Raw genomic sequence first — 13,272 nt, forward strand, 5'->3', positions numbered from 1 at the left:
GCCGAGATGGTCGTCGGCGTCGTCGTCACCCATAAGCGCCGCGAACTGCTCGCCGAATCCCTGAAGGTGCTGGCGGCGCAGGACCGGCCGCTCGACCACCTGATCGTCGTCGACAACGCCGCCGAGCCCGAGGTCGGCGAGCTCGTGGCGAGCCAGCCCGTGCCGACCACCTACCTGCCCTCGCGGCACAACCTCGGCGGTGCCGGCGGCTTCGCCCTCGGCATGCTGCACGCGCTGGCGCTGGGCGCCGACTGGGTCTGGTGCGCCGACGACGACGGCCGGCCGGAGGGCCCGGAGGTGCTCTCGACACTGCTGGACTGCGCTCGCCGCCACCGCCTCGGCCAGGTCTCCCCCGTGGTGGTGAACATCGACGCGCCCGACGACCTCGCCTTCCCGCTGCGCCGCGGTCTGGTGTGGCGGCGCAAGCGGTCGGAACTCTTCACCGATACCGAGACACCCGGTCACGACGATCTGCTGCCGGGCATCGCGTCACTGATGAACGGTGCGCTGTTCTCCGCGGACACCCTCGACGCGATCGGCGTCCCCGACCTCCGGCTGTTCTTCCGCGGCGACGAGGTGGAGATGCATCGACGCCTGGCACGTTCGGGGATCGGCTTCGGCACCTGTCTGACCACCGCCTATCTGCACCCCGACGGCAGCGACGAGTTCCGGCCGATCCTCGGAGGCCGGATGCACACGCAGTACCCCGACAACGAGGTGAAGCGGTTCTTCACCTACCGCAATCGCGGTTATCTGATGAGCCAGCCCGGCATGCGGAAGCTGCTTCCGCAGGAGTATGCGCGATTCGCGTGGTACTTCCTCGTGCAGCAGCGCGATCCGGCGGGGTTCCGCGAGTGGATGCGGCTGCGCCGCCTCGGTCGCGCGGAGCGGTTCGGCCGCCCCTGAGCCACGTGCGGAGGCGGATGGGCGGACCCGGTCGCCGGAGATCCGGAAACCTCGTCCCGCACTAGAACGTGTTCTAGTCTGGGGTCCATGCGATTCACCTTTGCCGAAGCGATGACCGACTACACCTACTATCCGGCGCTGGCGCAGGCGGCCGAGCGATCCGGGTTCGCGGGCATGACGATCCCCGACTCCCTCGCCTACCCCAAGGAATCGGACTCGGTGTACCCCTACACCCCGGACGGCAGGCGGGAGTTCCTCGAAGACAAGGACTTCATCGAGACCTTCATCCAGGCCGCCGCCCTCGGCGCCGTCACCAGCACCCTGCGCTTCCTGCCCTTCGTGCTCAAACTGCCCGTCCGACCGCCGGCACTCGTCGCCAAGCAGGCCGCGTCGGTGGCCTGCCTGACCGGCAACCGGCTCGCCCTGGGCGTCGGAACCAGCCCCTGGCGCGAGGACTACGACCTGATGGGCGTCGACTACGCCCGCCGCGGCAAGCGCATGGACGAATGCATGGACATCATCCGCGGCCTGACGACTCCCGGGTACTTCGAGTTCCACGGTGAGTTCTACGACATTCCCGAGATCAAGATGAGTCCGACACCCTCCGAGCCGATTCCGCTCCTGGTCGGCGGGCACGCCGACGCCGCACTGAAGCGAGCCGTGATCCGCGGCGACGGCTGGATGCACGGCGGCGGCGCCCCCGAGGAACTCGACGCTCTGATCGACAAGCTCGGCGCGATCCGCAAGGCCGAGGGCAAGGAGAACGATCCGTTCGAGATCCACGTGATCTCCCTGGATGCGTACACCGTCGACGGGTGCCGCCGCCTCGAGGACAAGGGCGTCACGGACGTGATCGTCGGGTTCCGGCTGCCCTACATCATGGGCCGCGACACCGAGCCGCTGGAGACCAAGATCGCGAATCTGGAGCGCTTCGGCGAGTCGGTGATCGCGAAAGTCAACGGGTGATCGCAGTCGTGCGACGGCCCCACCGGGCGCCGACCGGCCCCGAACCCGGCATTTTTCTGCTCCCTCGCACGTCAGGTACCTTATTCGAATGACCAGCCGTGAACTGACTCGCGCTGAGGCCATCGATCAGGCGATCGGAAAGGTCTTCACGACAGCCGACTACTACGAGGTGGGTCGCGAGAAGATCCGCGAATTCGCCCGCGCCCTGCACGACGACAACCCGCTTCACTGGGACGACGCCAAGGCCCGCGAAGGCGGGCACGCCGCGCTCGTCGCACCCCTGACGATCGTCGCCATCATGGGTGCCAAGGCGCAGGCCCAGCTCCTGGAGAAGGCCGTCCCCGGCGACCTGCTGAAGTCGGGCGTCCTGCAGATCGACCAGCGGTTCGCCTTCCACCGGCCGATCGAGGCCGGCGACCGGCTCTACTGCGACGTCTCCCTCGAGTCGTACCGCACCGTGGCGGGAGCCGACCTGTTCACTGTCAAGACCCTGGTCCGAGACATCGACAAGGGCGTGCTGCAGGAGTCGTGGACGTCGCTGGCCGGTCCCGGCGAGGACGCCGACCGTCTTCCCGACGACTTCGAGGAGATCGTCGACGGCATCATGTTCACCGGTGGCGACCGGCACGTGCAGCCGCTCAGCCCGGCCGAACCGGCGGCGATCCCGCCCGAGTCGGATGTGCGTTGGACGACGATTCCGTTCGACTCGCTGACCGAGGGCATGGACCTGCCGGTCCGCGCGCAGCGCTTCACCCGCGGCGACGTCATCAACTACATCGGCGTATCCGGCGATCCGAACCCGATCCATCACAGCGCGAAGGTGGCGCAGGCCGCCGGGCTCGACACCGTGGTCGCGCAGGCGATGCTGACCCTCGGAACCGCCGCCGGTTACCTCACCTCGCAGGTGGGCGACCCCGCGGCCTTCCGCGACATGAGCGCACGGTTCACCAGCCCGGTCTACGTCCCGGCTCACGAGCCGGCGGTCGTCGAATACACCGCGAAGGTCAAGTCGCTCGACCCCGAGACCCGTCGCGCCCTGATCGTCTTCGGCGCCAGCGTCAACGGGAAGCGCGTCTTCGGCCGCTGCACCGCGACCGTCCAGTTCGCCTGATCGTCTCAACTCTCATGCCGTATTCCGTTACCCGATTCGGGTAACGGAATACGGCATAACACTTCTCGGACGTCAGCGGATCTTGAAGATCACCGCACGCTGGACGACGAAGTTGATGACGGTCGCGACACCTTGCGCGATGCAGAAAGCCAGGACGATGAGGAGGAAGCCCGTCCCCCAGGCGTGCATCAGCCAGTTGTAGAGACCGATGTTGACGAAGAAGGTCACCGCGTAGAGCAGGACGACGGCGATGAACCGCGCGGTGCTCGGCTCGGCTCGGAAGGTCCACCGGCGGTTGATCAGATAGGCGATCGTGGTGCCGAGAATGAAGCCCGCCGCTTTGGCCAGCCAGAACGGCGCACCGAATACCTCCTGGAGCAGGAAGGTGAGGCTGAAGTCGAAGACCGCCGAGAGCGCTCCAGTCGCGATGAACCGGATGATCTGGGTCTTGATGTCGACATCGGTCGACGCCTCTTCGTCGTCGAGCGGCAGCTCGATCGGCATCGGTGCGTGACGGGTGTGGAAGTCCTCGTGCTCCGGATGATGTCCGGGCTTCGCAGGATCCTCGTTCACGGGCGACGTATCTGACACCGTGCCAGCCTAGCCCGTGGCCGACCGAGGTCGATATGAGCGAAAGCTGAGAACGCGGTCCCGCAATCGAGCCGTCCGGCTACCGGATTGTGAGGCGGTTGGCTTAGGGTCGTCCACTATGAGCAGTCCCTCCCTCCTCCGTTTCAAGCGATCGGTGGTCGCCCTCACCGTGGCGGCGACTGCGGCCGCCGGCCTCTTCGCCACCGCTCCGGCCGCTCGCGCCGACGACGCCGCCACCGGCGCACCGGTCTGGTCGGGTCTCGACGCCCGGGGCTACAACGGCCCGATCGGCGCACCCGGCACACTGATCCAGAAGACGCCGCTCGCCGGGTCGGTCGACCTGACCGGCGCGTCGAGCGCCTATCGCATCCTCTACGCGACCACCGACGTCCACGGTGCCCCCGCGGTCAGCACCGGCGCCGTCTTCCTCCCGAAGCGCCCGGCACCGAAGGGCGGCTACAAGGTGATCGCCTGGGCGCACGGGACCACCGGGCTCGGCGACGACTGCACCCCGTCGGCCCAGCCGCGAAGCGATCGCGACCAGGAGTACCTGAACCACTGGCTGAACCAGGGCTACGCGATCGTCGCGACCGACTACGCGGGCCTCGGCACTCCGGGCCTGATGAACTACCTGAGCAGCAAGGTGCAGGCCCACTCGATCGTCGACTCGGTGAAGGCCGCATCGCACTCCGGCCTGCCGCTGTCGAAGACGTGGGCGATCGTCGGACAGTCGCAGGGCGCGAGCGCGGCGCTCAACGGCGCCCGCCGTGCGACCGAGTACTCGCGCGGATCGGGCCTGGACTACCGCGGCGTGGTCGCCACCGGCACCCCCGCCAACATCGAGCACATCGTCTGGCAGGCCGGTCCCGGCTTCCCTCCGGTCGCGTTGCCCACCGGTCTGAACGTCTACGCCGCCTACATCTGGGCCGGTTTCTCCGACGCCCGGCCCGACCTCAAGCCGCTGTCGATCCTCACTCCCGAGGGGCGTCGAGTGGTGAACGAGGCACGCACCCGCTGCTACCCGGAGATGCGTTCGGTGGTCGAGGGAGCGAAGATCCGCGACTGGTTCCGCAAGCCCGTCACCTCCATCCCAGGCGTGCAGGGCGCGCTGGTGGACTACATGAGCACCCCGTATCGCGGCTACGACCGTCCGATCTTCCTCGGCCAGGGGCTCAAGGACATGGACGTCCCGGCTCCGTCGGCGCTGTCGCTGTACGCGCAGATGGTCTCGGCCGGGCAGCCCGTGGAACTGCACGTCTACCCGACCCAGGATCACTCGGGCACCGTCCTGGCCTCGATGAAGGACTCGACGCCGTTCGTCGCGCGGATTCTGCGCTGACGCCCGGCGCACAGTAGACACTCCATTCGACGACAGAACCCCCGTCCCGGACGGGGGTTCTGTCGTCGAACGGCGCGGAGGCGCGCGGCTCAGGGTTCGGGTTTCACCACGAGGACGGGCTTGCGGCATTCGACGAGCAGGTATTGCGAGGTACTGCCCAGCAGCAGCTTGCCGACCTGGGTGCGTCGCCGCATGCCGATGATGAGCAGTTCCGCCTCGGGATCGTCCATCGCGTTGAGGAGTTCCTCGGCCGGGGTGGTGCCGATCGGCTGCGTGATACGGAACTTCACCCCCGACGACGACAGCCGCTCCTGAATCTGCACGATCTCGTCGGCCTCGGCGTAACGCTGGCCGCGTGCCTCGGAGACCGCGTTGATCACCAGGAGATCGGTCCCGCGGCGGCGCGCCTCATCGATGCCGTGCTCCAGGCAGGTTCGCCCGAACGAGCCGGACGAGTATCCGACGACGATCATGCCCGCCACCTCCCTGGTTCCTGTCACACGTCTCGAGAACAGAATGTAGTCGACGCCGGCGATCACCACAGTCCGCGGCGGCCACAGCCCGACCTCGATACGCAGTGCCGCCCGACACAGCGCCGACTCAAGGATCCCGGACCAGCTGACCGACGAGTAGTCTCTACTCCGATGACGAACACAGCTGTACTCCCGATCGAGACCCGCAAGCTCATGGGGTGGGGCCGGACCATGCCGACAGAAGGCCATGTCCTGTCGACTCCGTACCCGGAGCTCATCGCCGAAGCGGTGGCACGCGTGGCCGACGACAACGCAGACAAGCCCAGCTACCTTCGCCGCGGCGTCATCGCCCGCGGCCTCGGCCGGTCGTACGGCGAGAACGCCCAGAACTCGGGCGGTCTGACGATCGACATGACCCAGCTGACCAGGATCCACGAGATCGACGACGAGACCGGGATCATCGATCTCGACGCCGGCGTCGACCTGGACACCCTCATGCGCATCGCGCTGCCCCACGGCCTGTGGGTTCCGGTGCTGCCGGGCACGCGCCAGGTGACGATCGGCGGCGCCATCGGCTGCGACATCCACGGCAAGAACCACCACAGCGCCGGCAGCTTCGGCAACCACGTGGTCGAGATCTCGCTGCTCACCGCGTCGGGCGAGATCCTGACGCTGACCCCGGGCGGCACCTCCGACGACCCCGACGCCTCCATCTTCTGGGCGACGATCGGCGGCATCGGCCTCACCGGCATCATCCTGCGCGCCAAGATCCAGATGACGCGCACCGAGACCGCGTACTTCATCGCCGACGGCAGCGTCACCAACAGCCTCGACGAGACCATCGCCCTGCACATGGACGGGTCGGAGGAGAACTACACGTACTCCTCGGGCTGGTTCGACGCGATCAGCAAGCCTCCGCGTCTGGGCCGAGGCACCTTCTCGCGCGGGAGCCTCGCGCGGCTCGACCAGTTGCCCGACAAGCTCGCGAAGGACCCGCTGAAGTTCGACGCGCCCACGCTGGTGAACTTCCCGGACATCTTCCCGAACGGGCTGGCCAACAAGCTGAACTTCTCACTGGTCGGCGAGGCCTACTACCGGATGGGCGGCGACTACCAGGGCAAGATCCAGAATCTGACGCAGTTCTACCACCCGCTCGACCTGTTCGGGAACTGGAACCGCGCGTACGGATCGAAGGGTTTCCTGCAGTACCAGTTCATCGTTCCGCCCGAGGCCGTCGAGGAGTTCAAGGGCATCATCTACGACATCCAGGCGTCTGGCCATGTCAGCTTCCTCAACGTCTTCAAGCTGTTCGGCGAGGGCAACCAAGCGCCGCTGAGCTTCCCGATGCCGGGCTGGAACATCTGCGTCGACTTCCCGATCAAGCGCGGCCTGCACGAGTTCGTCACCGAACTCGACCGTCGCGTGATGTCCATCGGCGGACGCCTGTACACCGCGAAGGACTCGCGGACGAGCGCGGAGACCTTCCACGCCATGTACCCCGAGATCGACAAGTGGATCGCCACCCGGCGCCGCGTCGACCCGAACCACGTCTTCATGTCCGACATGGGCCGCAGACTGGAACTGGTCTGACCCGAGCCGGCTGAGTCCGAACCGGCTCGACGAGCCCTACACCGACCGCACGTGAGAAAGCAGACACCCATGTTCAACGCCGTCGGCGTTCCGCAGTCCATCCTGATCCTCGGCGGCAGCTCCGAGATCGGTCTGGCCATCGCTTCGGAGTTCCTCACCCGGGGTCCGATGCGCGTGGTGCTCGCCACCGTCCCGAACGACCCGGCGGCCGCCGCTGCGGCCGAGCAGATGACCGCCGCCGGCGCGTCGTCGGTGGAGCAGATCGACTTCGACGCGCTCGCCACCGACACCCACCGCGAGGTGATCGACAAGGCCTTCGAGGGCGGCGACATCGACGTCGCCATCGTCGCGTTCGGAATCCAGGGCGACGACGAGCAGGCCTGGCAGGACCAGAAGCTCGCGGTCCTCGAGGCCGAGATCAACTACACGGCCGCCGTCTCGGTGGGTGTCCTGTTGGGCGAGAAGATGCGCGAGCAGGGCCACGGTCAGATCATCGCGATGAGTTCGGTGGCCGGCGAGCGCGTCCGCCGCTCCAACTTCGTCTACGGCTCCACCAAGGCCGGCCTCGACGGCTTCTACCTCGGGCTGGGCGACGCGCTGCGTCCCGAGGGCATCCGGGTGCTGGTCATCCGCCCAGGCCAGGTCCGTACCCGCCTGTCCGCGCACGTCGCCGAGGCCCCGCTGACGGTGAACAAGGAAGACGTGGCACGGATGGCCGTCGCCGCGGTCGACAAGGGCAAGGACGTCATCTGGGTGCCCGGCCCGTTCCGCTTCATCATGATGGTGTTGCGGCACATCCCGCGCCCGGTGTTCCGCAAGCTCCCCATCTGACGGCCGGTGGAGACCTCCGCTGCCGACCGGCCCCGGCTCTCCGGTCGTACCCGTGACGTCGTCGAACTCGGCGGCGCGGTCCTCGGTGCGGCGGTCATCGCCTTCGCCGGGCTCAAGATCATCGGCGCAGTCGGCTGGCCTGCGTTCAACACCTCCAATGTCACGCGGGCGCTGACCACGCTCGGGCAGACGGCCTGTCTGCTGCTCGCCGTGGTCGCCGTGGTGTGGTCGCGCTACGGCTCGCGGATCCTGGCCTCGCTGTTGTCGGCGTTCGCGTCCGCCGGGCTGGTGACGGTGACGCTGGGCATGCCGCTCGGCGCCACCAAGCTGTATCTCTTCGGCCTGTCCGTCGATCAGCAGTTCCGCACCGAGTATCTGACGCGCCTGACGTCGAGCCCGCATCTGGCGGACATGACCTACGCGGATCTGCCGCCGTACTATCCGGCGACCTGGTTCTGGCTCGGCGGCCGGTACGCGAACACCCTGGGGTTGGCCGGCTGGGAGGCCTACAAGCCGTGGGCAATCCTGTCGGTCGCGGTGGCCGCCGCACTCGGCGCGGCCCTGTGGAACCGGATGGTCGGGGTGACGGCCGGGACCGCCGTCTCGATCGCCGTGACCCTGGTGACCCTGCAGTTCGCGTCGCCCGAACCCTATTCCGCCACCCTCATCCTGGTCGGCATCCCGATGCTCGTGGTGTGCGCGTACGCGCTTCGAGGCCGGTCGAGACTGGCCGGCGGTCCCACGCCGCTGTCGCAGACGAGTTGGCTCGCGGTGATCGCGGGCGGCGTCTTCATCGGCCTCTCCGCCACCGTGTACACCCTGTTCACCGCGCTCTTCGCCGGCACCGCGGTGCTGATGGCGCTGGTCTATCTGGTGCAGGCCTGGCTGCTGCCGCGCAACAAGACGGTGCCGCGCGAGACGATCTCCGCGGAGCGACGGCCCCGCATAGTCGCGGTTCTCATCCGGCTCGTCGTGATGGGGGTGCTCGCCGGCGCCATCGCGCTCATCGTGTGGGGTCCGTACCTCGTCGAGCGGTTCAGGACCGACGTCGCGGTGAGCGGCAGCGCCGAGCACTACCTGCCGGAGTCCGGTTCGATTCTCGCGCTGCCCATGTTTCATGTGAGCCTGCTCGGCCTGCTGTGCCTGATCGGCTTCGTCTGGATCCTGATGCAGTGCCGCCGGCGCACCATCGCGATGAGCATGGCGTGCACTCTCGTCGGCGTCGTCGGACTGACGCTGCTGTCGCTGGCCCTCACGGCCAAGGGAACCACCCTGCTGTCGTTCCGCCTCGAGCCGGTCAGCACCGCCGTCCTCGCCGCGGCCGGCGCGTTCGGCGTGGTGTGGCTCAGCCGGGCGGCGATCGCCCGATTCGGCGACATCCGGACCGTGATCGGAGTGGTGGCGGCGGCCGCCGCGCTGGCCGTCGCCCAGCAGATTCCGTCGGTGCTGTCGGTGGAGATCACCACCGCGTACACCGACACCGACGGCCGCGGCGTGCGCGCCGATCAGCACGCTCCCGGCGCCGAGTCGTACTACCCGAAGATCGACGAGACCATCCGTGCCCAGACGGGCCGGCCGGCCACCGACAACGTGGTGCTGACGGCCGACTTCGGTTTCCTCTCGCTCTACCCGTACTGGGGATTCCAGGGGTTGACCTCGCATTACGCGAACCCGCTGGCAGAGTTCACCGAGCGTGCGGCGACGATCGAGAAGTGGTCACAGGCGTCGACGCCGCAGGAGATGAAGGACAACCTCCGCACCAGCCCGTGGCGGCCGCCGAACGTCTTCCTGTTCCGCTACAGCCCGGACGGGTACACGCTGCGACTCGCAGAGGACGTCTATCCCAACGATCCGAACGTCAAGCGGTATACCGTCACCTTCAACCCCGCGGCCTTCGACGATCCGGCGTTCACCGTGACGGAGATCGGGCCGTTCGTTCTCGTCGTGAAGAAGAGCTGATCGCATGGCAGACCTCGACATCACCACCATCGACCACGGTTCGGCCAAGACGCACCTGGTGCACACGAAGTATGTGAACTGGGTGATCCTTCAGTCCGATGAGGGCGTCACGCTGGTGGACGGCGGGTATCCCGGTCACGCCGACGCGGTGGCCGAGTCGCTGCGTCGGGTGGGCAGCGACCTGTCGGAGGTTCACGCGGCCCTGCTGACCCACGCGCACATCGACCATCTGGGCGGGCTGGCGCGGATCGGCCGGACGCGGTCGTTCCCGGTCTACGCCGACCCTGCGGAGGTGCCGCATGCGCGTCGTGAGTTCCTCGAGCAGGCGGACGCGTCGACCATCGCTCCGATCGCCTATCGTCCGCGGGTCCTCGGCTGGCTGCAGGGCGTGGTGCGCCTGGGCGCCCTCGACAAGTCCGGCATCGGCGACGCTCAGCCGCTCGGCGACCTCTCGCTGCTGCCGGGCTCGCCGACCGCGGTGCCGACCCACGGGCACACCCGCGGGCACAGCGCCTTCCTCGCGGGCGACGGCGAGGTGCTGATCTCGGGCGACGCGCTGATCAGCGCTCACCCCACTACCAAACGCCGCGGACCGCAGTGCCTCGACCACGTCTTCACCCACGACGTCCCCGCGAACGAGGAATCCGTCGCGGCACTGCGCGACCTCGACGCGGTGATCGTGATGCCCGGCCACGGCCCGATGCTGTGCGGCCGGGTCTCGACCTTCGTCGATCAGGCCCTGAGCCGATAGCCTCGGCCGGGCCCGAGGCGAACCGTCAGCCGCGCGGGGCGCCCGCCGGGCGACTGGCGCGGCGACGACGGCGCGGGGCCGCCGAACCCGCATCGGACTTGGGCGTCGAGGACGTGTGGACCGCCTTGGCGGCCGGGCGCGACGGCTGCGTCTCGCCGTGGCCCGCGCTGCCGGAACGCGGACGTCCCGAACCGCCGCGAGCCGAAGCACCCCGCCCCGAACCGCCGCGGCGAGCACCGCCGCCGGATGCGGAACCGGAGCCCTGACCCGACCGGCGACGCCCCTGGCCGCCGCCCTGCCGCTGCGACTGCTGCGGCGCCACCGGCGGCGCCTCGCGGTACGGCGCACGCTCACCCACGAGTTCGTCGACGACATCCGACTTCGCCGTCACCTGCTGGCCGGGAACCTTGATCGCGGCCTTCTGCAGCAGCTTGCGGAGATCGCCCCACTGCTCGGGCAGGCAGATGGTGACCACGTCGCCCGCCGAGCCCGCACGCGCGGTGCGGCCCGAACGGTGCAGGTACGCCTTGTGCTCGGCCGGCGGATCCACGTGGACGACGAGTTCCACACCGTCGACGTGAACGCCGCGCGCCGCGACATCGGTCGCGACGAGGACCTTGGAGCCGTCCGGTGCGGCGAACGAGGCGAGGTTGCGGTCGCGCTGCGCCTGCGACAGGTTGCCGTGCAGATCGACGGCGGGCACGCCTTCGGCGGTCAGCTTCTTGGCCAGCTTCTTGGCCTGGTGCTTGGTGCGGGTGAACAGGATGCGCCGTCCGGTACCCGAGGCGAGCTCGCGAACCAACTCGGTCTTGTCGGCGGCCGAGCCGACGCGGAACACGTGATGGGTCATCTGCGCCACCGGCGAGGTCGCGTCCTCCAGCGAATGCGTCACCGGCGTGGAGAGGAATCGCTTCACCAGCTTGTCGACGCCGTTGTCGAGCGTCGCGGAGAACAGCATCCGCTGGCCGCCCGCGGGGGTGGCGGCCAGGATGCGGGTCACCACCGGAAGGAAGCCGAGGTCGGCCATGTGATCGGCCTCGTCGAGCACCGTGATCTGGACGTCGTCGAGGCTGACGATGCGCTGTCGCATCAGGTCCTCGAGACGTCCGGGGCAGGCGACGACGATGTCGGCTCCCGCGCGCATCGCCGACTCCTGGCGGGTCTGCTTCACACCGCCGAACACGGTGGTGACACGCAGGCCCACCGCCGAGGCCAGCGGCTCCATCGCGGTGGCGATCTGTGTGGCGAGTTCGCGGGTCGGCGACAGCACCAGTCCGGTCGGGCGGCCGGGCTTGCGGCGCACGCCGGCTCCGGCCAGGCGGGTCACCAGCGGCACGGAGAAGGCGAGAGTCTTACCGGAGCCGGTCTTGCCGCGGCCGAGGACGTCGCGGCCGGCGAGAGTGTCGGGGAGCGTGCGCGCCTGGATGGGGAACGCCTCGGCCTTGCCTTCGGCGGCGAGCGCGTCGGCGATGGGGGCGGGCACACCGAGATCGGCGAATGTGGTCATGGAGGTGGGAGCCTTTGCATGCGGGCATCCGCGTACGGCACATAGGCGCCGCAGAGCGGATTCAGGTGGCGAACACGCGCGGCGGGCGCGTGTCGGTTCGCCGTATGAAAGTTCGACGCACCCGCGTTGGATCCGGGGTCTGCGTGGAGGCGTTCTACGACGCACGGCGCATTTGCGCCGAATGAACGAGCGTGCGCAGTAGCACGCTCCGACTCGTCCATCCTACGGCATCGGAACCGATAAGCGGTGAACGAGCAGGTCAGCGCCCCATGAGAGCGGCGATTCGGCGCACCGCGAACTCGTATCCGGCGGTTCCGCAGCCCACGATCACCCCCGCGGCGATCGGCGAGATGTACGAGTGATGGCGGAACGGTTCGCGGGCGTGCACGTTGCTGATGTGCACTTCCACCACCGGCACCTCGGGCACCACGAGGGCGTCGGCCAGCGCGACTGAGGTGTGCGTCCATCCGCCGGGGTTGATGACGATGCCGCCGATCTCGCCGCGGGCGGCGTGGACGGCGTCGATCATCTCGCCCTCGTGGTTGGTCTGCAGCGCCCGGACCGTCAGGCCGAACTCGGCCGCGGTCCGGCGGGTCGACTCGACGACGTCTTCGAGGGTGTCCGCGCCGTAGACCTCTGGCTGACGCACCCCGAGCATGTTCAGGTTCGGGCCGTTGAGCAGCAGAATCGGCGGAGTCTCGGGGGCATCAGACATGGTTGGGACTCTACTCGGCGCCGCCGTGCGCCGCCGTGGGCGACGGCTCCACCAGACCGCGCAGCGTGTGCGCGACCGACTCCGGCAGCGGGCGGGACCGCTCAGTCGCGGTGTCGACGTTCACGTACACCAGCCGCACCTCGCTGACCGGCTCCCCGCCCCTGCTCATCGCGAACCGCAGGGAGAAACTCGACCGGCCCACTGACAGGCACGTCACGTCCACGTCGATCACGTCGTCGAACTTCGCGGGCCGGGAGAAGGTGATCTCGGCTTTCACCACGGATGGGTCGAGGCCGTCGTCCAGTAGTCCAGGATACGGGTGGCCGATCGCGCGGAACCACTCGGTCATCGCCACATCGGCGAGTTCCATGTACCGCGCATTGAAGAGAAATGTCTGCGTATCGGTCTCGTGATACCGAACCCGGTGCTGGTAGGCGATCAATCGTCGGTCCTTTCGCATCTCGGCGATGTGATGCTCTCCCGATACTGCCTCACCCACCGGCCGCCCGACTCTGGTAACGGTGGAGGAGGTC

General features: G+C 68.4%; 13 protein-coding genes. 8 read left to right on the forward strand and 5 right to left on the reverse strand.

All coding sequences use genetic code 11. The features are described from left to right. Window positions 1-6 precede the first annotated feature (6 nt). From ACE11G_RS16680 to ACE11G_RS16690, 3 genes are all read left to right on the forward strand, one after another. Window positions 7-906, forward strand: a complete 900-nt coding sequence (locus ACE11G_RS16680) for a glycosyltransferase (RefSeq protein ID WP_062367982.1) — start codon at window positions 7-9, stop codon at window positions 904-906. 87 nt (window positions 907-993) lie between these two features. Then, the gene (locus tag ACE11G_RS16685; RefSeq protein ID WP_006897097.1) at window positions 994-1,872 is read left to right on the forward strand and encodes a TIGR03619 family F420-dependent LLM class oxidoreductase; all 879 of its coding nucleotides are present in this window, start codon (window positions 994-996) and stop codon (window positions 1,870-1,872) included. 88 nt (window positions 1,873-1,960) lie between these two features. Beyond that, complete coding sequence (locus ACE11G_RS16690; RefSeq protein WP_006897098.1) at window positions 1,961-2,983, forward strand: fused (3R)-hydroxyacyl-ACP dehydratase subunits HadA/HadB; 1,023 nt, start codon at window positions 1,961-1,963, stop codon at window positions 2,981-2,983. Between the two features lie 72 nt (window positions 2,984-3,055). Here ACE11G_RS16690 and ACE11G_RS16695 read toward each other — a convergent pair whose 3' ends face one another. Further along, window positions 3,056-3,556 (reverse strand): GtrA family protein, encoded by a 501-nt coding sequence (locus ACE11G_RS16695; RefSeq protein ID WP_006897099.1) that lies wholly within the window; start codon window positions 3,554-3,556, stop codon window positions 3,056-3,058. Between the two features lie 136 nt (window positions 3,557-3,692). On the opposite strand from ACE11G_RS16695, the gene ACE11G_RS16700 reads away from it, so the two are divergent. Next, complete coding sequence (locus ACE11G_RS16700; protein WP_006897100.1) at window positions 3,693-4,913, forward strand: S9 family peptidase; 1,221 nt, start codon at window positions 3,693-3,695, stop codon at window positions 4,911-4,913. A gap of 89 nt (window positions 4,914-5,002) precedes the next feature. Here the strand turns inward: ACE11G_RS16700 and ACE11G_RS16705 are convergent, their stop codons facing one another. Continuing rightward, entirely contained in the window at window positions 5,003-5,386 is a 384-nt protein-coding gene (locus ACE11G_RS16705; RefSeq protein WP_039867714.1) for a universal stress protein, read from the reverse strand. A 171-nt stretch (window positions 5,387-5,557) separates the two neighbouring features. On the opposite strand from ACE11G_RS16705, the gene ACE11G_RS16710 reads away from it, so the two are divergent. From ACE11G_RS16710 to ACE11G_RS16725, 4 genes are all read left to right on the forward strand, one after another. Then, window positions 5,558-6,976: an FAD-binding protein gene (locus ACE11G_RS16710; protein WP_375003140.1), complete on the forward strand. Its 1,419-nt coding sequence runs from the start codon at window positions 5,558-5,560 to the stop codon at window positions 6,974-6,976. Between the two features lie 69 nt (window positions 6,977-7,045). Then, on the forward strand, window positions 7,046-7,807 hold the full coding sequence (locus tag ACE11G_RS16715; protein WP_006897103.1) for a decaprenylphospho-beta-D-erythro-pentofuranosid-2-ulose 2-reductase: 762 nt from the start codon (window positions 7,046-7,048) through the stop codon (window positions 7,805-7,807). 6 nt (window positions 7,808-7,813) lie between these two features. Then, on the forward strand, window positions 7,814-9,766 hold the full coding sequence (locus ACE11G_RS16720; RefSeq protein ID WP_006897104.1) for an arabinofuranosyltransferase: 1,953 nt from the start codon (window positions 7,814-7,816) through the stop codon (window positions 9,764-9,766). 4 nt (window positions 9,767-9,770) lie between these two features. Next, window positions 9,771-10,517 carry an MBL fold metallo-hydrolase gene (locus ACE11G_RS16725; protein WP_222111337.1) on the forward strand — a complete coding sequence of 249 codons (747 nt, stop codon included), beginning with the start codon at window positions 9,771-9,773 and terminating at the stop codon, window positions 10,515-10,517. 25 nt (window positions 10,518-10,542) lie between these two features. Here the strand turns inward: ACE11G_RS16725 and ACE11G_RS16730 are convergent, their stop codons facing one another. The 3 genes from ACE11G_RS16730 to ACE11G_RS16740 form a co-directional block, all read right to left on the reverse strand. Beyond that, the gene (locus tag ACE11G_RS16730; RefSeq protein WP_375003143.1) at window positions 10,543-12,024 is read right to left on the reverse strand and encodes a DEAD/DEAH box helicase; all 1,482 of its coding nucleotides are present in this window, start codon (window positions 12,022-12,024) and stop codon (window positions 10,543-10,545) included. A 259-nt stretch (window positions 12,025-12,283) separates the two neighbouring features. Continuing rightward, a complete protein-coding gene (aroQ, locus tag ACE11G_RS16735) occupies window positions 12,284-12,739 on the reverse strand; it encodes a type II 3-dehydroquinate dehydratase (protein WP_346077407.1) in 456 nt (151 codons plus the stop codon). Window positions 12,740-12,749: 10 nt separating this feature from the next. After that, window positions 12,750-13,199 (reverse strand): acyl-CoA thioesterase, encoded by a 450-nt coding sequence (locus ACE11G_RS16740; protein ID WP_375003145.1) that lies wholly within the window; start codon window positions 13,197-13,199, stop codon window positions 12,750-12,752. Between the last annotated feature and the right edge of the window lie 73 nt (window positions 13,200-13,272).

It is taken from the genome of Gordonia sp. PS3 (genome assembly GCF_041950545.1).
GTDB classification, from domain to species: Bacteria; Actinomycetota; Actinomycetes; order Mycobacteriales; family Mycobacteriaceae; genus Gordonia; species Gordonia sihwensis.